The 20,876-nt window shown below is 40.3% G+C and carries 23 protein-coding genes; 9 read left to right on the top strand and 14 right to left on the bottom strand.

What is annotated here, in order from left to right; genetic code table 11:
- Positions 1-57: 57 nt before the first annotated feature.
- Positions 58-1,152: a citrate synthase/methylcitrate synthase gene (locus AC3ANV_RS24550; RefSeq protein WP_488311212.1), complete on the top strand. Its 1,095-nt coding sequence runs from the start codon at positions 58-60 to the stop codon at positions 1,150-1,152.
- A 99-nt stretch (positions 1,153-1,251) separates the two neighbouring features.
- Here the strand turns inward: AC3ANV_RS24550 and AC3ANV_RS24555 are convergent, their stop codons facing one another.
- The 3 genes from AC3ANV_RS24555 to AC3ANV_RS24565 all read right to left on the bottom strand — a co-directional run bounded on the left by AC3ANV_RS24555 (position 1,252) and on the right by AC3ANV_RS24565 (position 3,357).
- The gene (locus AC3ANV_RS24555; RefSeq protein ID WP_488311213.1) at positions 1,252-1,881 is read right to left on the bottom strand and encodes an exonuclease domain-containing protein; all 630 of its coding nucleotides are present in this window, start codon (positions 1,879-1,881) and stop codon (positions 1,252-1,254) included.
- Positions 1,882-2,067: 186 nt separating this feature from the next.
- The gene (locus AC3ANV_RS24560; protein ID WP_488311214.1) at positions 2,068-2,643 is read right to left on the bottom strand and encodes a TetR/AcrR family transcriptional regulator; all 576 of its coding nucleotides are present in this window, start codon (positions 2,641-2,643) and stop codon (positions 2,068-2,070) included.
- 12 nt (positions 2,644-2,655) lie between these two features.
- The gene (locus AC3ANV_RS24565) at positions 2,656-3,357 is read right to left on the bottom strand and encodes an MBL fold metallo-hydrolase (RefSeq protein WP_488314328.1); all 702 of its coding nucleotides are present in this window, start codon (positions 3,355-3,357) and stop codon (positions 2,656-2,658) included.
- A gap of 244 nt (positions 3,358-3,601) precedes the next feature.
- On the opposite strand from AC3ANV_RS24565, the gene AC3ANV_RS24570 reads away from it, so the two are divergent.
- From AC3ANV_RS24570 to AC3ANV_RS24585, 4 genes are all read left to right on the top strand, one after another.
- Positions 3,602-3,922 carry an ArsR/SmtB family transcription factor gene (locus tag AC3ANV_RS24570; protein WP_488311215.1) on the top strand — a complete coding sequence of 107 codons (321 nt, stop codon included), beginning with the start codon at positions 3,602-3,604 and terminating at the stop codon, positions 3,920-3,922.
- Positions 3,909-4,364, top strand: a complete 456-nt coding sequence (locus AC3ANV_RS24575) for an SRPBCC family protein (protein WP_488311216.1) — start codon at positions 3,909-3,911, stop codon at positions 4,362-4,364. Before AC3ANV_RS24570 ends, AC3ANV_RS24575 begins: the two co-directional genes overlap by 14 nt.
- Before the next feature lie 116 nt (positions 4,365-4,480).
- Positions 4,481-4,660: an SRPBCC family protein gene (locus tag AC3ANV_RS24580; RefSeq protein ID WP_488311217.1), complete on the top strand. Its 180-nt coding sequence runs from the start codon at positions 4,481-4,483 to the stop codon at positions 4,658-4,660.
- A gap of 15 nt (positions 4,661-4,675) precedes the next feature.
- On the top strand, positions 4,676-4,867 hold the full coding sequence (locus AC3ANV_RS24585; RefSeq protein WP_488314329.1) for an SRPBCC domain-containing protein: 192 nt from the start codon (positions 4,676-4,678) through the stop codon (positions 4,865-4,867).
- Between the two features lie 104 nt (positions 4,868-4,971).
- Here AC3ANV_RS24585 and AC3ANV_RS24590 read toward each other — a convergent pair whose 3' ends face one another.
- Both AC3ANV_RS24590 and AC3ANV_RS24595 read right to left on the bottom strand, forming a co-directional pair.
- The gene (locus AC3ANV_RS24590; protein ID WP_488314330.1) at positions 4,972-5,193 is read right to left on the bottom strand and encodes a hypothetical protein; all 222 of its coding nucleotides are present in this window, start codon (positions 5,191-5,193) and stop codon (positions 4,972-4,974) included.
- Positions 5,194-5,482: 289 nt separating this feature from the next.
- The gene (locus tag AC3ANV_RS24595) at positions 5,483-8,764 is read right to left on the bottom strand and encodes a family 78 glycoside hydrolase catalytic domain (RefSeq protein ID WP_488311218.1); all 3,282 of its coding nucleotides are present in this window, start codon (positions 8,762-8,764) and stop codon (positions 5,483-5,485) included.
- Positions 8,765-9,026: 262 nt separating this feature from the next.
- Here AC3ANV_RS24595 and AC3ANV_RS24600 point away from each other — a divergent pair, with 262 nt between their 5' ends.
- The 4 genes from AC3ANV_RS24600 to AC3ANV_RS24615 all read left to right on the top strand — a co-directional run bounded on the left by AC3ANV_RS24600 (position 9,027) and on the right by AC3ANV_RS24615 (position 12,892).
- The gene (locus AC3ANV_RS24600) at positions 9,027-9,326 is read left to right on the top strand and encodes a YciI family protein (RefSeq protein WP_488311219.1); all 300 of its coding nucleotides are present in this window, start codon (positions 9,027-9,029) and stop codon (positions 9,324-9,326) included.
- Between the two features lie 425 nt (positions 9,327-9,751).
- Complete coding sequence (locus AC3ANV_RS24605) at positions 9,752-10,315, top strand: biotin transporter BioY (RefSeq protein WP_488311220.1); 564 nt, start codon at positions 9,752-9,754, stop codon at positions 10,313-10,315.
- 35 nt (positions 10,316-10,350) lie between these two features.
- Positions 10,351-11,799 carry an AMP-binding protein gene (locus AC3ANV_RS24610; RefSeq protein ID WP_488311221.1) on the top strand — a complete coding sequence of 483 codons (1,449 nt, stop codon included), beginning with the start codon at positions 10,351-10,353 and terminating at the stop codon, positions 11,797-11,799.
- A gap of 52 nt (positions 11,800-11,851) precedes the next feature.
- A complete protein-coding gene (locus tag AC3ANV_RS24615; protein ID WP_488311222.1) occupies positions 11,852-12,892 on the top strand; it encodes an acetyl-CoA C-acyltransferase in 1,041 nt (346 codons plus the stop codon).
- A 122-nt stretch (positions 12,893-13,014) separates the two neighbouring features.
- Here the strand turns inward: AC3ANV_RS24615 and AC3ANV_RS24620 are convergent, their stop codons facing one another.
- The 9 genes from AC3ANV_RS24620 to AC3ANV_RS24660 all read right to left on the bottom strand — a co-directional run bounded on the left by AC3ANV_RS24620 (position 13,015) and on the right by AC3ANV_RS24660 (position 20,689).
- On the bottom strand, positions 13,015-13,464 hold the full coding sequence (locus tag AC3ANV_RS24620; RefSeq protein ID WP_488311223.1) for a Gp49 family protein: 450 nt from the start codon (positions 13,462-13,464) through the stop codon (positions 13,015-13,017).
- 173 nt (positions 13,465-13,637) lie between these two features.
- A complete protein-coding gene (locus AC3ANV_RS24625) occupies positions 13,638-14,708 on the bottom strand; it encodes a sulfate/molybdate ABC transporter ATP-binding protein (protein ID WP_488311224.1) in 1,071 nt (356 codons plus the stop codon).
- 1 nt (position 14,709) lies between these two features.
- Positions 14,710-15,588: a sulfate ABC transporter permease subunit CysW gene (gene cysW, locus AC3ANV_RS24630; RefSeq protein ID WP_488311225.1), complete on the bottom strand. Its 879-nt coding sequence runs from the start codon at positions 15,586-15,588 to the stop codon at positions 14,710-14,712.
- A 16-nt stretch (positions 15,589-15,604) separates the two neighbouring features.
- Positions 15,605-16,432: a sulfate ABC transporter permease subunit CysT gene (gene cysT / locus AC3ANV_RS24635; RefSeq protein WP_488311226.1), complete on the bottom strand. Its 828-nt coding sequence runs from the start codon at positions 16,430-16,432 to the stop codon at positions 15,605-15,607.
- Between the two features lie 57 nt (positions 16,433-16,489).
- Entirely contained in the window at positions 16,490-17,566 is a 1,077-nt protein-coding gene (locus AC3ANV_RS24640; RefSeq protein WP_488311227.1) for a sulfate ABC transporter substrate-binding protein, read from the bottom strand.
- 232 nt (positions 17,567-17,798) lie between these two features.
- Entirely contained in the window at positions 17,799-17,960 is a 162-nt protein-coding gene (locus AC3ANV_RS24645) for a YezD family protein (RefSeq protein ID WP_488311228.1), read from the bottom strand.
- Positions 17,961-18,284: 324 nt separating this feature from the next.
- The gene (locus AC3ANV_RS24650; RefSeq protein ID WP_488311229.1) at positions 18,285-19,529 is read right to left on the bottom strand and encodes an MFS transporter; all 1,245 of its coding nucleotides are present in this window, start codon (positions 19,527-19,529) and stop codon (positions 18,285-18,287) included.
- A 317-nt stretch (positions 19,530-19,846) separates the two neighbouring features.
- Positions 19,847-20,242: a sporulation protein gene (locus AC3ANV_RS24655; protein ID WP_488311230.1), complete on the bottom strand. Its 396-nt coding sequence runs from the start codon at positions 20,240-20,242 to the stop codon at positions 19,847-19,849.
- 243 nt (positions 20,243-20,485) lie between these two features.
- Positions 20,486-20,689: a hypothetical protein gene (locus AC3ANV_RS24660; RefSeq protein WP_488311231.1), complete on the bottom strand. Its 204-nt coding sequence runs from the start codon at positions 20,687-20,689 to the stop codon at positions 20,486-20,488.
- Between the last annotated feature and the right edge of the window lie 187 nt (positions 20,690-20,876).

The raw sequence follows: 20,876 nt of genomic DNA on the forward strand, positions 1-20,876 counted from the left end.
ATTCTTAATTATATTTATTCTATAGAATATTACTAAATAATGAAAGGAGCGATTTTCATGATTGAGAAAGGTTTAAAAGGCATTGTCGCGGCGGAAACATTAATCAGTGATATAGATGGGGAAAACGGTCAATTAATTTATCGGGGGTATGAAATCAGAGAAATAACGAAGAGATTTTCTTTTGAGGAAGCAGCCTATCTTCTCTGGTTTGGCCATTTTCCAAATGAGGAACAATTAAATATCCTTAAAGATCAGTTAAAACGGAACCGTGATCTGCCGGAAAATATAATGGCTATTTTAGACCAGCTCCCTTCATGCATGGATTTAATGAGTGTCATTAGGACCGCCATTTCAGCGGAAAGCGGCAATTCCGATTATGACTGGAAACCGACAATCTCACAGGCTATTAGATTAACAGCAATGGTACCTACAATTATCGCCTATCGGAAAAGACAGTTAGAGGGGCAAAAATTTGTTCCTCATCGAAGCGATTTTGACTTTGTTGCAAATTACCTATATACGCTCAATGGAAAAGCACCTTTAGCCGCCCATGTTGAAGCACTTGAAACATATATGATTTTAACCCTTGAACACGGTATGAACGCATCTACCTTCTCAGCAAGAGTTACAGCATCCACCGAGTCAGATTTAGTTTCAGCCGTTACATCAGCGATTGGTACTATGAAAGGCCCACTTCATGGCGGAGCCCCGTCAGGAGTCATTGAGCTGCTGAATGAGATTGCTTTGGTTGGTGATGCTGAAAAAGTGATTCGCGAAAAGTTAACTAGAGGAGAAAAATTAATGGGTTTTGGACATAGAGTCTATAAAAATCACGATCCTAGGGCCATTGCCTTAAAAGCAAAATTATTGGAGCTGGTTGGCGTGGATGAATGGCTTGATCTAGCTATGAATGTAGAAGATATTGTCATTAAAATATTAGCGGAACTTAAGCCCGGCCGCTCACTATACACTAACGTAGAGTATTATGCGGCAGCCATCATGAAAGCAATAAATATGGGACCGGAACTTTTCACACCAACTTTTACAGCCAGCAGAATGGTTGGATGGACTGCACATGTCCTGGAACAGGCCGAAAATAACACCATATTTAGACCTCAAGCAAGATATGTTGGGACATTTTATGGTGCCTGACACCATTCGTGGACATTTCTAGAGATTTGTCCACGCTGAAAAGACAAAGCTCCAATGCTTATAAAATTCACAGGCATTGGAGCTTATTGATTCGCTATTTTACCCCATTTTCTTTCTGGAAGCGGTCGGCTGATATTTTCTCATTGGTCCATATTCGAGGACTTCTTGAAGATAGAGATTCCCGTTTGGACTCGATTTTTTGAGCAGTTCCATCAGGTATGTAATGTCGTCAAGTGCTCTATGTGTTTGGTAATTTGTAATGTTATGAGATTGCAGAAGTGTAAGGAGTTTCGCATTTGCAAAGCCATAGTTTTTCCAAGAAACACTTTTCATTGTGCAATACCATTTCAAATCATTGACCTCCGGATACATGTGATAAAGAAAGCTGCGGTCAAATGAGGCATTGTGAGCAAATACAGAATCGGTTCGATGGAAGTATGTTTTAATTTTTACATCATAAAAACTTTTTCCCCTGACAGATTCATAAGGAATTCCGTGGACTCTAAATGCTCTATCGTAGTTGTTCCGTGCGGAATTTGAAAGAGGCTCTCTTAAAAAGGAATCCTCCTCAAGCACATCGATGATCTCTCCCGTATCGGTTCGATAGGAAAATAATTTTAAAGCGAGTTCGATAACTTCATCCGTTGCCGGTCCAAGACCTGTAGTTTCAACGTCCACTAACAATCCTAATTTTTCTATTTTCCTCAAAGTAATCACCTTTTTATCCATTTGTTATTCCTATTATAGCAGAGGTTAGGCTCCTATCCTATTTCCAAAAAGCCCCTAAGGGAAACAGAAATCCTTAGGGGCTTAAAAAACGATAGAACGCGAAGTTACAAGTTCCAATCAGAGTAAAATTACTAAACTCCCTAGCACTTTAAAGGAATGGGGACTGTTCCCCGTCGCTTCAAAGTGTTAACGTGTTCTTTCTGCCATCCCTTTAAGAAAAGCCTTTATGATGATGTTTAGGCTCTCATCAGCATCCAATGCAAGGTTAAATCCACGATTTTGCTCGAGTGAGGAAAATCCATGTAAGATACTGCGCAAACCTCTAACCGCATGTATAGCATCATCCCCCTCCAAATGATAGGTATGTAACACACGAACGGATAGGTCAACAATTTGTGCCCCGGCTTGCTGTACGTCTTCATCTCCCGGAACCGATGTCAGCAATGCCGCCTCATATATTCCGGGATGATTTCGGGCAAAATTGACATACGCTTTACTTAATGCAATCGCAGCCTCTTCCCCTGAAACACCAATAGCTGACTGAGCTAATTTATCATAAAGCTTCTCAATTCCATAAATCGCCAATTTCTTCTTTAATCCCGGTAATCCATCAAAATGGTTATACAATGAAGGCGGTCGGATATTTAGCCTTTTTGCCAGGTTTGCTAAAGTGACCTCTTGCATCCCATAATGATCCGCCAGCTCCCCCGCTGCTTCAAGAATAGTCGTTAATTCGAGTCCAACTTTTGGTCTGGGTGACATGATAAATACTCCTTATATTAATTTCCGTTCTAAATTGTTTATCGCCTGTTCCATTACTTTTACAGGGTTCTCCACCATTTCCCCATGCCCGACAGCAAGCAATTTCGGTTCATATCCCACCAATTTTTTTGCACTCGCTAAGGCTGTCTTTTTACTCCAGGTACCAAAAGCCGGGAAAGGAAACCATGGTTTCATATCTCCAGCAACAGCAATCCCTCCTCTTGTTTGCAGGGCATCACCGGCAATCAAGGCATGAGTCCGTGTGTCTAAAAACGACATCGAACCTGGTGTATGACCTGGAGATTCGATGGCAGTTAACGATCCGACCTGGTCCCCATCCTTCAATAACACATTGGCTCTTGTTTTAAGTTTCTTAGGAGCGCCGCCTTTTATCGGTGTTTGGTCCTCATTTGCATCAAGAGTTTGGTCACCATTCATAAGTCTGTAATCCCGGTGAGAAATATAAACAGGCACATCTGGATAACTTTCTTTGATGGAATCAAGTGCACCCACATGGTCCACATGGGCATGGGTCAGAACAATTTTTGTAATCGGCTTTCCAATTTTTACAGCTGCCCCCAAAATACCTTTTGCACTATTAGGTAAAGCCGCGTCAATCAAAGTTAATCCATCCTCCTCCTCCACCAAATAGCAATTTACTGGAAAAACTCGGGGCATAAACGTGATTTGATACAGAAAATCATTTTTAATCATTCGCACCGTAATCCATCCTCCTTAACTAATATCGTTAGTTTTATTTTAACTAACAATATTAGTTTTATCAAGTAATTTTTGGAAATAATTCTAAGCTTTTTTTAAAGATTAAATCACCAATCCTTTGCCTTTTATGAATTCGGTGTTATATAATCCTTTATTTTTCCAAATGATACATATGTGATTTTTAATAACTTTTATTAGTTAAGTTGACACTTAATTAAGTGTTTGCTAAATTAACATCATGATTGAAAAAGTTATTCAAGCTATTGCAGAGCCAAGACGCAGAGAAATCCTTTATCTCGTTCGTGGTGGAGAGCTTACCTCCAGCGCGATTGCCTCACATTTTGACATTTCCGCTCCTGCAATTTCTCAGCATCTCAAAGTTCTCGAAGAATCCGGACTCGTCGTAGTCCGGCGATCGGGTACAAAACGGTATTACAGGATTAGAAGGGAAGGTTTTGCAGAAATAAAACAGTACATTGACCGTTTTTGGGATGATAGTTTACTTCTATTGAAAGAAACTGCAGAAGAAGAAGAAAGGAGAAATCATGAATCAGACTGACAATGAAAAAATAACGAAAGAAATTTTTATCGAATGTCGTCCGGAAACATTATTTTCATTCTTTACCGACCCCGACAAAATGGTTCGGTGGATGGGAAGACACGTCCTCCTAGAGCCAAAAATCGGCGGTAAATACCGAATCGATGTCAATGGATCAGATATCGCTATGGGAGAATATCTAGAAATTGTCCCTTATGAAAAAATTGTCATGACTTGGGGCTGGGAGAAATCAAAGGTTGTACCTCCCGGAACGAGCAAGGTGGAATTTCAACTGTCGCCGAAAGAAAACGGTACAAATTTAATCCTTACTCATTATGATTTGCCAGTTGAAGAAATCCCGTCACACCAAAATGGATGGTCTCATTACATGCCACGTATCAAGCAATTTGCAGAAGGCCAAGATCCCGGTGTGGATCCTTGGTCCATCGTAGCTATGCATTAATATATATAAATAATTTTTAGGGAGAGGTAAACTAAATGACAACTTCAAAATTGACAAGCAGTTAACCGGTTCTAAGTAGAAATTTGTTATAGATTGTAAAATTGGAGGAAAATAAAATGTCTGCAACCATTCACCAAGAAGTTGAATTCTCAGCAAGCGCGAATCGTATATATGATGCCCTTACCGATGGGAGGAAGTTTGGTGAGCTTACAGGAGCACCAACAGAGATTAGCCCTGAGGCCGTCGGCACCTTCTCCTGTTTTGGAGGCATGATTTTAGGAAGAAACATTGAATGAGTTCCAAATCGGCGAATCGTCCAAGCGTGGCGAGTTGCTAACTGGCCTGAGGGTGTTTATTCTATCGCTAAATTTGAGCTTAAAGAACAAGGCCCCAAAACACGTTTAGTTTTTGATCATATCGGTTTTCCGGAAGAAGAATGGAAACATCTTGCAGCCGGCTGGCAGAAGAATTATTGGAACCCATTAGAAAAATACTTAGTCTAACACATAAAAAAACACAAAGCGCTTTCCCTCCGGTATCTCCATGGTGTGAGGCGCTTTGTGTTTTTAAGCACATAGGATTATTTTTAATTGTTCAGAAAATGGGGTTAAAAGCTATTATCTTCCTCGCCTTTTTCAAATCCTTCCCTGTTTTCATACCAATTTGTAAGTTGGGTCAGTATGGAATAAACCAAGAAAAAATTCATTGCCCATACATTTATAAAAGGGGTTAATCCTCCAAATTCAATTGTTTGATCCCCTTTTAAATGCATAACAATCATAGACTCCAAAAAAATAAGAATAAAACCTGCAACACCCGCTACAGCCATTTTAATCAAATTCGTTTCCCCTCCCGGACCCTTCAACAGAATATTAATTTTTACTTTATCAACGGTAAAAAGATTGTAATAGCAACAAATTTGTGAACACCCTTAACCTTATTATACGGCTATATTCATTAAACAACATCCATTATTAGTTGTTAAAAAGCCGGAGGAAAAATCCTCCGGCTTTGATCTTGATTAACCTAGTAAGGGAACACCAATGCTTTAATGCAATAATCTAGTGCAGACTGCACAAAGTATTTTACCGTGCTAACACATCAGAGTCTGTACTCAATTATCTAAGCCTGCCTGATGAATCAAAATAATAGTTTTTACCCTGGATTTTAGCTTTGCCGGTGGTCATAGCTCCACTGCTTTGTAAGTAATACCAATTTCCTGCATCCCTTATCCAACCAGTAGCCATTTTACCGCTTTGAATGAAGTAATACCATTTCCCATTTATATTTTCCCACCCAATAGCCCTATCCCCGCTGCCATTTAGAAAATACCATGAGTTCCCTGATTTCAGCCAACCTTTTTGCATTTCGCCCAATTGGTTTAGGAAGTACCGCTTCCCCCCCGATTGAATCCAGCCCTTTTGCATTACACCGTTATCGTTCAGGAAATACCATTTTTTATTATAAAATACCCACCCGCGACTCATCGCACCGTTGTTATCAAAATAGTACCAATCCTGGTTATATTTAAGCCACCCCATAACCATATCGCCATCATTAGTAAAGAAATATCGACCTGTTTTCCAATCTAACCATCCCGTTTTCTTTTCGAAGGTGGTTGGGTCATAATAAACCCTTTTTCCATTTTCAAGCTGCCATTCAGCCGCCATTTGAGAATGGAATGTGTAAGTCCCTGAACCGACACTATAAACTGCATAACTTTTCTCCATTCGAAGAAACTGCACCGGCGCTTGGTTTTCCACCACTATAGAAAGCTTGTCCTTTGCAGGGATATAAACTGTCGCCGTTGTATTCACAGGAATTGAAACATCAAGGGTAAATGTTTTGTCTTCTAGTTTCCAATTGCTTTTAATCAATCCGTACCCCGATTTATATTCCCCTTTAGCATATGTAAGTCCACCGCCGGGTTTCGGGTAGATAATAATGTGTTTAAACCCCGGTTGAGAAGGGTCAGGATTTATTCCTAAAATATTTTGATACAACCAGTTTCCAACAGCGCCAAATGCATAGTGGTTAAAGGAATTCATGGAAGGATCGGAAAACGTGCCATCAGGCATAATCGATCCCCACCATTCCCATGTAGTGGTCGCACCATTTTTAATTTGATAGCCCCAGGATGGATAGGAGTCATTCAATAACAACCGATAGGCAACATCTCTATGACCCGTTTCTGTTAATACAGGCAAAAGCTCCCTTGTTCCCAGAAATCCAGTGGAAAGATGCCAATTACGTTGTTTAATTAATGTTACCAGTCGATCAGCTGCGGCCAGCTTTTTAGGATCAGGCACTAAATCCATAGAGAGTGCCAGGACATAAGCGGTTTGACTATCACCTTTGATGCGTCCATCCGCACCTACATACGCTATATTAAATGCGTTTTTTATATTTCTCTCCAGTTCTTGGTAGCGTTTGGCATCGTCCTGTTTTCCAATAGCTTCAGCCATTTCTGAAAGCAATCCTGTACTATAGGCAAAATAAGCCGTTGCTATCACATCTTTTGGAGTTTCATCACCAACGTTCAACCAATCGCCATAACCAATGGCAGGCCGTAAATATCCATTACTATTTTCTTTTAAATAATTAATCCAAGCAACCATCGCAGCGTAGTTTTCTTCAATTACTTGAATATCACCATATCGCTGCCAAATGGTATATGGAACCGTAATTCCCGCATCCCCCCACCCTGGAGCGCCTCCCTGCCAAATAATATTGGGAGCAACATCCGGAAAAATTCCATTGGTTGATTGCGCATCACGTAAATCGCTTAGCCATTTATCACCAAGAAATTTTGCAACATTCATATTGAAGGTTGCTGTACCGGCAAAAATACTGATGTCTCCCGTCCACCCCATTCTCTCATCGCGTGCAGGCGAATCGGTGGGAATACTAAAAAAATTCCCCTTTTGTCCCCAGATAATATTATGTTGAAGTTGGTTAACCATATTGTGCGATGTTTCAAATTTACCGGTACTTTCCATTGCAGTATGGATAACTCTACCTGTTATCAAACTGATGCTTGGAGCAGTAATAAGCCCGGTTACCTCAACATATCGGAAACCATGATAAGTAAAATGCGGTTCATACACTTCATCTTCAGTACTGCCTTTAAGTATATAAACATCTGTTGCTTTGATTGTTCGAAGATTAGCAGTATATAAGGTTCCATCCGGGTTAAGGACTTCACCGTGTCGAATAGTTATTTTTTGTCCGGGAGTTCCTTTTAATTGGAGCCGGACATTGCCCACCATATTTTGACCAAGATCGAAAATAAAAACGCCGGGCTTTGGTTCGGTTATTTTTACCGGTTTTATCTCTTCCATCATTTGAATAGGAGGCTCTACCTCAGCAACTAATTTCCCTGTCCCCTCATTCGCAGGTTTCACTTTTACCGGATTCCAATTTAATTCCTGAAACTCAGGTTGATTCCAACCCGGCATTTCAAGCCGGGCATCATACGTCTCTCCCATTAGCATATCTTGGGAGATTATCGGTCCATATCCCGATTTCCATGAATTGTCCGTTGCAATGATTTCAGAGGTTCCATCTTCATAGGTAACTTCAAGCTGCATGAAAAGATAAGGCTGACTGCCATAGTATCCTCTAGGAAGATGGGCAATCTGTCCTGAATACCAGCCATCACCTACTATAGCTCCAATTGCATTTTTCCCTTGCTTTAATTGATTTGTCACATCATAGGTTTGGTATTGGATGCGTTTTTTATAATCAGTCCATCCCGGTGAAAACAAATCTTTCCCTACACGGTTACCGTTTATATACGGTTCATATAAACCTAGGGCGGTTGAATATAAACGCGCTTTCTTAATCACCTTTTGAATGGTAAATTCATTTCGTATGTAAGGCGAAGGCGGCGGAGTACTACTTGCAGGTGTCTTTCTCCCATCGGAAATCCATAACGCCTTCCATTCTTTTGCGTTCAGGATGCCCATTTCCCACCAAGCAGCCTCACTCCAATCGGTTGGTTGTCCATTTTTATCCCAAACCCGGACCTTCCAGTAATATCGTGTTTTAGATTGCAAGGTACTTCCGCTATATGGAATATTTACAGAATGATCGGACAAGACCTTTCCAGTGTCCCAAATGTCTGCCTGACCTTGGTTCAATTTTTCTTCGGTTGTGGCTACCTCCACTTGATATGCAGACTGATTTTGGGCCTGTTCGTTGGATTCCATAATCCAACTAAGTCTGGGATGCATGTCATCTATCCCAAGTGGGTTTTTCGAATACTCTGTTGTTAATTCCGTTACCATTAGCCCTTTCTTCAAATTAACTTGTTCTGCCTGGCCACTAATTGGTATCATTCCTTCAAAAAATACGGTAAGCACAAGCAGACATGCCACAAAATTTATCAATTTCTTCATTTCTTTGACCTACCTCTTTGCATAGCAGTCCCTTTGATTTTTCCATTTTACGGTAAGAAAAAAACAAACAAAATTCAACGATGTTTTTTTACATTCTACTTTACTACACTTACGTATTAAAGGCAGTCGGTTCGGTATCGTTTAACTAAGACTCATTAATACAGCTCAAGTTTAACCTATTGCCGGGATTTTTTTGCAAAAAAAGCCAACTATCACTATAGTTATTTCTGTGAGACTACAATAACAAAAAGGAGTGTTGACCATGGAACTTCTATATTTTGTAGGACAGGCTAGACCAAAAAGGGAAAATTTCATTCAAAGTATGACAACGGAAGAACAGGCAATTTTTGCTCAGCATTTTGCCTATTGCGAAAAACTGCATTCAGAGGATAAGCTGCTTTTGTCAGGGGCATGCTCAGATGGGGCCTTTGGAATGGTCATGTATAAAGCTGAAACAGAGGCAGAAGCGCGCAGTATGTTTGAAAATGACCCTCTGGTCCAATCAGGAATAACCGATACAGAATTCCATCCATTTAAAATTGCAAGGCTGCAGCATCCATAAAAAAATACCGCAGTATCGTTTTAAAGCACCGGTAAAAATACACCGGTGCTTTAAAGAATGAAGATAAATTATCTATGTTCATCTTCACAATTTCCACATAACTTCCCCCTAAATTCTCCATAAGATTCATTTATTATAAAAATAACTTAATTAGGAAATAGGTTTGAAAAACTCATTTCTTAAAAACTTCCCATTTATTGATTGGTACAGTTACCAATCTTTTTTTTTGCCTATTTTAGCAGTTTAATGCGGCCAATTAGCAGTTAAACTAACCTCTGGAATATTACCTCGCAAACCCGCTGCCAAACAAACCTATAATTATATGTAAACCTAAATATTTTATAAGTTGACACAATGCCAATCCCCTGTATAAAATTAAAAATGAAAAAATGAAGAATCTACTACTTATAATTGGGAGATGGGTTATGAAGATTTTAGACATTACTTTAATCGCTTTATTTGTTGCTTTTATGGGAGCATTAGGCTTGGTACCGCCCATCATGCTTTCGTTCACACCGGTTCCGATTACCCTCCAAACTTTAGGAGTCCTTCTTGCCGGCGGCGTATTAGGTGCAAGACGCGGGGCATGGTGCATGATCGTATTTCTACTACTTGTTGCAGCTGGAGCACCTCTTTTGTCGGGAGGCCGCGGCGGAATCGGTGTATTTTTTGGACCGAGTACCGGATACTTACTCTCTTATCCAATCACCGCTTTTTGTATTGGGCTCCTTATTTCACGTTTTCGTAAATTACGATTACAAACTATTTTACTCGTAAACCTAACCGTCGGAATCTTCTTAATCTACTTAATTGGGGTTCCTGTGCAGGCCTTTGTTATGCATATTTCATTAGTAAACGCGGTTAAATTAAGCCTAGTCTATATTCCTGGAGATATCCTGAAAGCATCACTCGCTTCTTATCTCGTTTTCAGACTCTTGAAGTCCCCTTCCATTTATCGTACACTACAAAAAAATGCTGAGACACTATAAAATGTGTCTCTTTTTTTTAAAAAAGGAGAATTCACGTGTCCACCATTACTGAAACATATGCAAAACATTCCCCTGAAAAAATTGCCGTTCATACGCTCCATGACAGAATCACGTATCGGACATGGAATGAACAAGTGTGCAGAACAGCCAATTGGCTTGATTCTCTTAAGCTTTCAAAGCATACATTGGGCTTCTTACTTCCAAATGGCATACCATTCCTATTACTGTATACCGGGACTTCGATGGCCGGCTGGACTGCGGTTCCCTTTGATCTTAAGTGGACAGAGGCTGAACTGCAGCAGCGCCTGGCCCTTTCCCTCCCTTCCGTATTCATCACTACAAAAGAGTTTTATCCACATGTAAAACACCTCCATCATACTGTCATTATCTGGGAGGATTGTTTGGAAAAAATAATGCAATGCTCCGCCCTAAGAACAAAGCAGATCGACGGAAATCTGCCATTTTATATGGGCTTTACCTCAGGTACAACAGGTGAGCCGAAAGCGTTTATTCGCTCACATGACTCTTGGGTGGCCAGCTTTGACTGCAATCGTATTGATTTTCATATAACCGAAAATGACCGGGTTCTTATCCCGGGAGCACTTATTCATTCTCATTTTCTCTACGGGGCGATTAGCACCTTGTATATCGGTGGAACCGTTTTTCTGCTCGAAAAATTCTCGGCTTCTCAAACACTAGCATTCATTGAAAAACAACCGATCACTACTATTTACTTTGTCCCAACGATGATTTCGGCCCTTTTAAAACATAATCACACCATCGAAACACCAATCAAAATCCTTTCTTCCGGTGCCAAGTGGGAGGACCATTCAAAGCTACAGATGCAGAAGACGTTTCCTAAAATGACAATGTTCGAGTTTTATGGGGCGAGCGAACTCAGTTTTGTTACCTTTGTATCTGAGCAAAAAAAACCGGGATCTGTTGGAAAGCCATGTCACGACGTAGAAATTCAAATCCGCAAGGCAAACTCAGAACTTTCAGTTCCCTACGAAACGGGGAAAATTTTTGTCAGAAGCAAGATGACGTTTATTGGATACCTAATCGGAGATACGGGCACCCTCCAAACCATTCATGATGAAAATGGCTGGATCACGGTTCACGATATGGGCTACCTTGACGAAGACGGATTCCTCTATATCCAAGGCCGTGAAAAAAACATGATTTTATATGGTGCAATTAATATTTTTCCAGAAGAAATTGAAAAAGTGTTAGATGGGCATCCATGTGTCGAGGAAGTAGCAGTAATCGGTATCAATGACCCATATTGGGGCCAAATCGTGGCGGCTGTTGTTAAAGGCAGTGCTTCCAAACGGGAATTAAAAAGACTGTGCAGGCAACATTTATCATCCTATAAAATTCCCCGTAAATGGTTATTCGTCGACGAAATGCCGCATACAACGAGCGGGAAAATTGCTCGTCCAAAGGTGAGAGAATTATTTGAAAGTGAGGTGAAAAGTCATTAACAGAGCAGTTATCGTAAACGCAAAACGGACTCCAATCGGTAAAAAGAATGGCATGCTTCAAACCCTTCAGCCGCATGAACTTGCGGCACCCGTCCTCTACGAGCTTACTAGCGGCATCGAAGAACTTGTTGATGAGGTAATTTTAGGTAATGTCACAGGACCTGGTGGAAACGTCGCAAGGGTTTCGGCCCTTCAAGCCGGGCTCCCCTTTTCAGTAACCGGATTAACGGTTGATCGTCAGTGCAGTGCAGGTCTCGAAGCCATTCGGATGGCCTGTTATTTGATTCAAGGCGGAGCCGGTCAGTGCTACATTGCCGGCGGGGTCGAAAGTACGAGCACCTCCCTATTTGAAAAAAGAGCGCGATTCTCTCCTGACAGCATTGGAGATCCGGATATGGGAACAGCCGCCGAGTATGTCGCACGGAAATACGGAATCACAAAGGACAAGCAGGATCAATTTGCTTTACTAAGTTATGAACGCAGCCGGGCAGCTTTTAAAAAAGGACTTTATCAGGAAGAAATTGTTCCGATTGTGCAAATCGACCAAGATGAAGAACTTCTTAAGGAGCGAAATATGCCTGCCCTTCTAAAACGGGCAAAGCCCATTTTTATTAAAGAAAATGGCTCTGTCACGGCAGCAAACAGCTGTGGGATTCATGACGGGGCCGCGGCAGTCTTGGTGATGGAAGAGGAAAAAGCCAATAGACATGGCTTTCAGCCTATTCTTCGCTTTGTCGACAGCGAGACGGCAGGCGTGCACCCTCATTATCCGGGAATCGCCCCCGTCCCCGCCATCCGGACTCTATTAAATAGAAACAAGCTGACAGTTGAGGATATTGATTTGTTCGAAATCAATGAAGCATTTGCCTCGAAAATAGCTGCCTGCTCACAGGAACTCTCTATCCCATATGAAAAATTGAATGTGTCAGGAGGCGCCTTAACCATCGGCCATCCATACGGGGCGTCTGGTGCCATCTTGGTGACAAGGCTTTTTTATGAAGTACAACGGAGAAAAAGGGCTAAATACGTACTTGCCGCGATTGGTAGCGGCGGTGGAATTGGGGTTGCATTGTTATTTGAAGTTCTCAAGTGAAGTGATGTGGTCTTTAACGATAAGTTGTAGTAGTAAATCATTTCTATGTTGTTTAAAAAAAGGATAGATAAAGCATTATTGAATGCTTTTATCTATCCTTTTTGAAGCAATTACAGTTATCTCTAATATTCAGGTAACATGCTTTGTAATTTGTAAGCTTCTAATTCCCAAATTTTATTTTTAATACGTTCTAAGCATATTTGTACATTTATCTCTTTATTATAATTTGCAGGATCATCACAAGTACTTGATTCGGTAATAATAAAACCATTCTGGAGCTGAACAGCGACCACTGTGCATTTACCAAACAGTTCGATGATTTCCATTTGTGATTTATCTAAAATCGTATCTATATCCGTTTGTGTTATCTTCTGATTCATCACTTGGCCCTTTACTTTTTCAACGGCTGCAGCTGTGTATCCTGATGGCTCAAATGCCATGTCAAAGGCTAGTTGTGTTGTTTCGATGATTTCATTGTTTGCTAAACTTCTTACCTTTACCGTCCCATTTGGTGTATACTCCAACAATTCCACTTTATTACCGGGTGTTCCTTTTACTTGGTATAACCTCATCTTCCACTCCCCCATTAAATATTCTTTTATTAAAGAAACCCAACACTTAAATAGTTTATTCATTAAATATTTATGCTATGAAACTTATACAAAATATGAAGGCCCATAACATAAAAAGACGGGGCTCAATGGAGCCCCGCCTAATTATTTTTTACTTACTATTTATTTCTATTTTAAATCGAATAGTCCTCCGGTATAAAAACCCGCAGCTGTTTTGGTTTCACAAACACTTCCTCACCGGTTTTCAAGTGTAAAGTGCGAAAGCGTTCCTTCGTTAACTCCGCTTCTAAAAATTCTCCGGTATCTTTTCGGATCAATTCAAGCTGGACGGCTGCTCCGACTAAATGAATATGACTAATTTCAGCTGAAACTGCATCCTTGCCGGATTCTCGCTCGATACTAATATCATGCGGCCGAACATAACCAATTGCTTCTTTATTTTCCGCTCCCGCGAACTCAGGTGCATCGACTTCAAAATTGCCATGCTTTAATTTCCCATTGTGCAAACGGCCTTTAAATAAATTGACATTCCCTAAAAAGTGATAAACAAACGGACTTTTTGGAAATTCATAGACTTCTTCAGGGGTTCCGATTTGTTCAATTCTCCCTTCATTCATGACGACAATCCGATCAGCAACATCAAGCGCTTCTTCCTGGTCATGCGTAACAAAAATGCTGGTAATTTGGTAATCATCATGAAGCTTCCGTAACCATCTGCGAAGATCTTTACGGACCTTTGCGTCCAGGGCACCAAACGGTTCATCTAATAACAGAACCTTTGGCTCAACCGCCAATGCTCTCGCAAGCGCGACACGCTGCCGCTGTCCTCCTGACAAATGGTTCGGATAACGATGGGCAAAAGCCTCCAGCTTTACTAGCTTAAGCAGTTCATTAACTTTCTCTTCAATCTCCTGTTTGGAAGGGCGCATTTTTCTAGGACGCACTTTTAATCCATAGGCGATATTTTCAAACACCGTCATATGGCGAAACAAGGCATAATGCTGAAACACAAAGCCGACTTTACGTTCCTTTGGACGAATGTGGGTCATGTCTTCCTCACCAAACAAAATGGCTCCCTGATTAGACGCCTCCAATCCGGCAATAATCCTTAGAAGCGAGGTTTTTCCTGACCCGGATGGTCCAAGAAGCGCAATAAGTTCACCGGTTTGAATATCAATATTAATATTATCAAGTGCTTTAAACGCACCGAACGATTTTGAGATATTTTGTATTTGAATGCTCATCTTAGGAATCCCCTTTTAATGACTTTTTCGCTTTCCGTTCAACTAAATTTTTCACAATTAACGTGATAATAGCAAACATTGACATTAACGAAGCAACTGCAAACGCTGCGGAAAATTGATATTCATTGTATAAAATTTCAATATGAAGCGGCATTGTATTTGTCATCCCGCGAATATGACCTGATACCACCGACACGGCACCAAATTCACCAATCGCACGGGCACTGCACAATATGATTCCATATAATAAGCCCCATTTAATATTTGGCAGAGTCACCAATAAAAACGTCTTCCACCCGCTTGCACCTAACGTCAATGACGCTTCCTCATCGGCAGTTCCTTGTGTCTGCATCAACGGAATTAACTCCCGGGCGACAAAAGGCAATGTCACCAAAAGCGTCGCGAGGACAATCCCCGGCACTGCAAAGATGATTTTTAGATTATGATTCATCAGCCATTGTCCAAACAAGCCGTGGGCACTGAATAGTAAAACAAAAACCAACCCCGCAATCACAGGAGAGATTGCAAATGGGATGTCAATAATCGTAATCAAGAGACTTTTTCCCTTAAATTGAAATTTCGTGACTGCCCAAGCAGCGGCAATTCCAAATAGCGCATTCAGCGGAACCGTAATCAGTACAATTAGAAAGGTTAACTTTATCGCTGATAAAGCATCAGGATTGCTGATGGCGGAAAGAAATATAGCACCGCCCTTTTCAAATGCATTGATAAAAATTGCCAGAAGAGGCAGTACCAAAAACAAACATAAAAATCCTAATGCCACCGTAATCAGTACCCATCTTACTATTCGTGGTTCAGAAGCTTTGTTTGCGTTCTGAAGGGGGGTACTTGAATATTGCAACGATACACTTCCAGCCATATATACACCTCTATGTTTAAATAAATTTTTTGTTAGTCCACCATTGTAATATATTAATAATTAGTAGAAGAATAAAAGAAAATATAAGCATAACTGCTGCAATGGCCGTAGCCCCTTCGTAATCATATTGTTCCAGCTTTGTCATGATTAATAGCGGGGTTATTTCTGTATGCATCGGCATATTCCCTGCAATAAACACCACCGAACCATACTCCCCAAGGGCCCGGGCAAATGCAAGGGCAAATCCCGTAAGAGCAGCGGGAAACAATTCCGGAAAAATAACTTTTACAAACGTCTGAAGCCAGTTAGCTCCTAAACTTGCAGATGCTTCTTCTATTTCTTGATCCAGGCTTTGCAAAACAGGCTGCACCGTGCGTACCACAAAGGGTAATCCGATAAACGTTAAAGCAATCGTTATCCCAAGAGGTGTATAAGCCACTTTAAAGCTGAGGAACTTGCCAATCCAGCCATTTTGCGTATACAACGTCGTTAACGCAATCCCCGCAATTGCCGTTGGTAAAGCAAATGGTAAATCTACAAGTCCATCGATTATTCCCCCTCCCTGAAACCGATAGCGAATCAATACCCATGCGATTAAAACGCCAAAAATAATATTAATAAACGCGGCTGCAAAGGAAGCGCCGAAACTTAGCCGATAGGAGGCAACCACTCTTGGGTCTGAAATGGTTTCCCAAATTTTTGACCATTCAACGGTGAAGGAATTAATAAATATCATCGATAATGGTAGGATAACTAGAATGCTAATATAAAACATCGTAAACCCAAGAGATATTCCAAATCCGGGGAGGACACTATTTTTCTTTATACGTAGAATTCGAGCCATGGAGTTGACTCCTTTCGTAAGGGGATCTACCTCTCAGATTTGGTCCCCTGTTAATTTTTACTTTGGTTGATAGATTTGATCAAACGTACCGCCATCATTAAAGTGCTTTTCCTGTGCTTTTTTCCAGCCGCCGAAGTAGTCATCAATCGTCACTAAATTCATTTTTGGAAATTGCTCTTGATACTTCGCCAGAATCGTTTGATTTCGCGGGCGGTAATAATTTTTTGCGATAATGTCCTGCCCTTCATCTGAGTAAAGATAATTCAGATAAGCTTCTGCTACCTTTCTGGTACCTTTTTTATATACATTTTTATCAACTACGGCTACAGGAGGTTCCGCCAGAATACTAAGGGAAGGAATCACAATTTCAAATTTGTCCTTTCCTAATTCATTGAGCGTTAAGTAGGCTTCGTTCTCCCAAGCAATTAAGACATCTCCAATTCCCCTTTCAACAAAGGTGGTCGTTGCACCACGTGCTCCGGAATCCAATACCGCGACATTTTTATATAATTGACTCATAAATGACTTAATTTCTTTCTCATTGCCTTTATATTTTTCTTGCGCATAAGCCCAAGCCGCCAAGTAATTCCATCTTGCTCCACCTGAGGTTTTAGGGTTTGGAGTGATAACGGAAACGCCTTTTTGGGTTAAATCATCCCAATCCTTAATGCCCTTTGGATTCCCTTTTCTGACTAGAAACACAATTGTTGAAGTATACGGTGTTGAATTATCCTTTAGTTTTTTTTGCCAATCGTTCGAGAGCAGCCCCCCTTTATTAGCGATCTCATCGATATCATGGGCCAATGCTAATGTAACAACATCGGCTTCGAGTCCATCAATTACCGCACGTCCTTGACTTCCCGAACCGCCATGCGACTGTTTAACCGTAACAGGTTGGCCTGTTTTACCTTCCCAATATTTAGAAAATGCCTTATTAAACTGTGAATAGAGCTCCCGGGTTGGGTCGTATGATACATTCAATAATTCAACCGGGGTTTTCTTTTCTGTGGTTTTTTGGCTTATTGTCCCGCTGCTTTCACTGCTTGACTTATTACTGCTGCATGCTGCGAGAAAAATGGTCAATACGATTAGAACCAGTGCAAATTTGAATGAATTTTTTTGATTTTTCAACATTTGATTTCCCCCTTTTTTTATATACAAAAAGGCTGCATACTTTTTTTGTAAATGTAAAGGAGGCTTGTTTTGTTTCGACTTATGCGCCAGTATAAAGCACTTGAAAGTCCAATTAACAAGCATCCTTAACACAATCAAAAAAAATAAGCAGCCTTCAGTAGACTGATCGGCTAATTTAAGATAAGTAATGATAATGAATTTTGTGAGTGTTGACACCTATATATATTTCTATTTAATTTTTTGAAAGAGGCTTTTTAACCCCAAATCGGGTTTTCTCTGTCTTATCTATTTGAGTGATAGTGCCCTCATGAACTGTAATATTGACAGAACCATACTCCATATTCTTCAAAGTTGATAAGATAAAATTTATCTTCGCTTGATCAACTACCGCCATTTTATCCTCTCCTAACTTTTCAATCTCTTAATATCTTATAAGATTACTAGGTTTTTATGAAAAAAAAATCTTATGAATTTTTTTAAACAAGTAACAGTGCGTTTTTAAAACAACAATACGGACTGTACTTACTAAGAGGATGGATCATACTGCTCAGGCTCCTTTCTACTAAAAAAAGGCTTATACTCATGTTTGTGAGTATAAGCCTTTGGTTATCCAATCAGCTTAATATAAAATGTTTTAACAGGCTTCCGCTTCGTAATTGGAAATCCTTTAAATTATTTACATTTTATTCTGACTTTTCCTACGTGTCAAGTAGGCTTTTTAAACTTTTTCGCTATTTTCCAATACTCTAGGAGCTCGCTTAAAAAGCGGTACGAGGGCCAGAACACCGATAAATAATAACAGTGCCGAGGTTTCATACATGGCAAGAAGCGAAAAGGTTTGTTTCAGCCAGCCGCTGGCACTCATGCTGATAACCATCGTCCCCATAAATAACGGGTTTAAAATACCGTTTACCCTGCCAATAAAGGCTTCTTCTGTGTTTTGCAAAATCATCGTATTGATGCCGATGTGAATGCAAGGCATAAACAAGCCGCTGATAAATTGTGCTATTAAGGTGAGCCACAATTGATCAGACAGCCCAACTACAACTAATCCGACAGCATTGACAGTCATACCGACAGCTAACAGGATTTGAGGAGGAGTTTTTTTCGCCAGTCCCATCGTAAGGCCGCCGCCCAAAATCATCCCGATTCCAAAAGCAGCCATCAACCACTGCAGCTGCTCTTTCGGCAACTCTAATCGCTCGGTAATAATGAAAACCCCAAGCGGCTGCGTCAATCCCAATGCCAAACCTGCTGCCGCAAAACAGCCTCCAAGCAATGTCAGCGCCCTGCTGTTCCAAACATAGCTGAAACCTGCCTTCATTTCCTGCATCAGGGTTGATTTCACCTGACTTTCTTCAATTTCCCGGTCAGGAGGCAGCATAAATAGAATACCGGCAGAAAGCATAAAGGCAATTCCCATGATGGCAATGGCTGCACTAATGCCATAGTGCTGATAAACAAAGGTTCCGATAATTGGACCAAGAATCATAAATACAGCAAATATGGTTTGATACATCGACATACCGAGCTGAATCAGTTCTTCCTTTACATGAAGCTTGAACAATTTCATGCCGGATGGCTGTGAAAACTGCGAAAGAATGGACGAAACAAGTGTCGCGAAGAATATAACCTTCCAGCTTCCAAACAAAAGCGTGATCAATACGACAAAAATCGAAACTCCACTAAGGAAATCACACCAAATCATTGTTCGTTTCGGGCGCCACCTGTCCGCAAATGTCCCACCGATAAATGAGAATAGAAAAATCGGCGCAAATTCGGCAACAGAAATAAGCGACACCGCCACAGGATTTGCATGCGTTTGTTCAATCACGTACAACAGGATCGAGTAATTGCGCACCCAAATGCCAATTTGAAGAAAAAACGCTGACAGTAAAATGGTGCGGATCACTGGATTTTGGAACAATGCCCCCATGTTAATCTCTGAATTTGTGTTCGTCATAAAAAAACCTCCTTATCCATCATTCCGGACAGGAGGCAGACAAAAGAATCACAAAAAGGCGAAATGCACCAAATTTTCTGTAAATTCTTTTATATTAAAAAAGCCCGCACTAAACCTATCCAGAAATATGTTCGTTTTTAATACGAATTTTTTTCTAAAAAATAGGATTAGTAGATCATCGGCTTAATGGTCACCCTTTCAAATCATCGTCCTTTTATCTTAATTCATTCGATTTTAAGTTTCAAGAGGTAATTTGTTATTTAATGGAATTTTTTCATTAGAACTGGGATTTCTTTCTTATTGATTGAACAAAACTTCTAAACCTTACTTATAATTTTTATAATATCCTGGTCAAAGCTTTCAACACCTTTTGTAAAAGTAAGTTTTGTCCTTAAACGGTACGATATTTTTTCCGAGGAAACGGGGACCGAACCGGGCAGCTGAAAAGTAAATTCAATTTTATTTGATTCCTCAGGATCAATACGGGTTGTTAACAAAATAGTAGTAGTGTCAATTACTTCTTCTTTTTTCTTGACTTTGTCGATTAAGACCAGCTCACATTCAATTTGTTTGATTTGCTGTTCAATTGTTCCTCCTTTAATTAAAAAATAACCTTGAACAGAATCACCTTGCCTATATGTTACCTTTTGAAGGACGAGATCAATCTGTGCTGATCCAATTCCTAAAAGAGACAAATACTTCCTCAATATCATTCTGTTACCCCCTAGTTAACTTTTACTGCTGATTTAACATTTATATGGCTTAACATTTTTTTCATCCCTTTACTTTTTGAATTTTTTTAGCTGAAGGAAAAAAGAAACGGCTATCTTCCTGACAACCGTTTCTTATGATGCTATTTATTTAATACCGTTTAGACCGTCCACAGGTAAACGATGTTTTTATTTTCATGAATTGATACATTAAAGTTGCATTCCTGCCTTTTTGTGTTTGGGGATTCATTTTCCTGCGAAGGCATCCCATAAATTCGTAATCACAGCGGCATGATGCAATCCCTTTACTAAGGCATAGATCATGCCGCTGGCAACAGGCATCAACATCATTAATTGGAGCACCCGGTCCGCTGCATCCCGGACCGCACCATCGATATCCCGGAAAAATACAGAGAGGTATCGTTTTTCTTCTTCGCATTGCCAACACATCTCCTAAAAGTTTTATTCCTATATAAATATGAGTGATTTAGGAAAGTGAATTGGCTAAACCCCATGCTTGTACACTTTTATTTTAAAAAAGGCCCTAGGAATGGGTTCGGCAAATTTGTCGAGTTTTGTTGAAAAGTTAATTTCCAGAGATTTGGTAATTTTAGTATAGGGTCCTTCATTCGGGGTA

The sequence above is a fragment of the Neobacillus sp. DFD-2R genome (assembly GCF_057747865.1).

Bases quoted from the DNA above. Each gene is read 5' to 3' on its own strand.
- AC3ANV_RS24645 (WP_488311228.1), bottom strand. From the start codon at position 17,960: ATGGCGGTAGTTGATCAAGCGAAGATAAATTTTATCTTATCAACTTTG.
- cysT (WP_488311226.1), bottom strand. From the start codon at position 16,432: ATGGCTCGAATTCTACGTATAAAGAAAAATAGTGTCCTCCCCGGATTT.
- AC3ANV_RS24560 (WP_488311214.1), bottom strand. From the start codon at position 2,643: ATGTCACCCAGACCAAAAGTTGGACTCGAATTAACGACTATTCTTGAA.
- AC3ANV_RS24615 (WP_488311222.1), top strand. From the start codon at position 11,852: ATGCTTCAAACCCTTCAGCCGCATGAACTTGCGGCACCCGTCCTCTAC.
- AC3ANV_RS24575 (WP_488311216.1), top strand. From the start codon at position 3,909: ATGAATCAGACTGACAATGAAAAAATAACGAAAGAAATTTTTATCGAA.
- AC3ANV_RS24655 (WP_488311230.1), bottom strand. From the start codon at position 20,242: ATGATATTGAGGAAGTATTTGTCTCTTTTAGGAATTGGATCAGCACAG.
- cysW (WP_488311225.1), bottom strand. From the start codon at position 15,588: ATGGCTGGAAGTGTATCGTTGCAATATTCAAGTACCCCCCTTCAGAAC.
- AC3ANV_RS24600 (WP_488311219.1), top strand. From the start codon at position 9,027: ATGGAACTTCTATATTTTGTAGGACAGGCTAGACCAAAAAGGGAAAAT.
- AC3ANV_RS24570 (WP_488311215.1), top strand. From the start codon at position 3,602: ATGATTGAAAAAGTTATTCAAGCTATTGCAGAGCCAAGACGCAGAGAA.
- AC3ANV_RS24605 (WP_488311220.1), top strand. From the start codon at position 9,752: ATGAAGATTTTAGACATTACTTTAATCGCTTTATTTGTTGCTTTTATG.
- AC3ANV_RS24555 (WP_488311213.1), bottom strand. From the start codon at position 1,881: ATGGATAAAAAGGTGATTACTTTGAGGAAAATAGAAAAATTAGGATTG.
- AC3ANV_RS24590 (WP_488314330.1), bottom strand. From the start codon at position 5,193: ATGGCTGTAGCGGGTGTTGCAGGTTTTATTCTTATTTTTTTGGAGTCT.
- AC3ANV_RS24565 (WP_488314328.1), bottom strand. From the start codon at position 3,357: ATGATTAAAAATGATTTTCTGTATCAAATCACGTTTATGCCCCGAGTT.
- AC3ANV_RS24620 (WP_488311223.1), bottom strand. From the start codon at position 13,464: ATGAGGTTATACCAAGTAAAAGGAACACCCGGTAATAAAGTGGAATTG.
- AC3ANV_RS24550 (WP_488311212.1), top strand. From the start codon at position 58: ATGATTGAGAAAGGTTTAAAAGGCATTGTCGCGGCGGAAACATTAATC.
- AC3ANV_RS24640 (WP_488311227.1), bottom strand. From the start codon at position 17,566: ATGTTGAAAAATCAAAAAAATTCATTCAAATTTGCACTGGTTCTAATC.
- AC3ANV_RS24580 (WP_488311217.1), top strand. From the start codon at position 4,481: ATGTCTGCAACCATTCACCAAGAAGTTGAATTCTCAGCAAGCGCGAAT.
- AC3ANV_RS24660 (WP_488311231.1), bottom strand. From the start codon at position 20,689: ATGTGTTGGCAATGCGAAGAAGAAAAACGATACCTCTCTGTATTTTTC.
- AC3ANV_RS24625 (WP_488311224.1), bottom strand. From the start codon at position 14,708: ATGAGCATTCAAATACAAAATATCTCAAAATCGTTCGGTGCGTTTAAA.
- AC3ANV_RS24650 (WP_488311229.1), bottom strand. From the start codon at position 19,529: ATGACGAACACAAATTCAGAGATTAACATGGGGGCATTGTTCCAAAAT.
- AC3ANV_RS24595 (WP_488311218.1), bottom strand. From the start codon at position 8,764: ATGAAGAAATTGATAAATTTTGTGGCATGTCTGCTTGTGCTTACCGTA.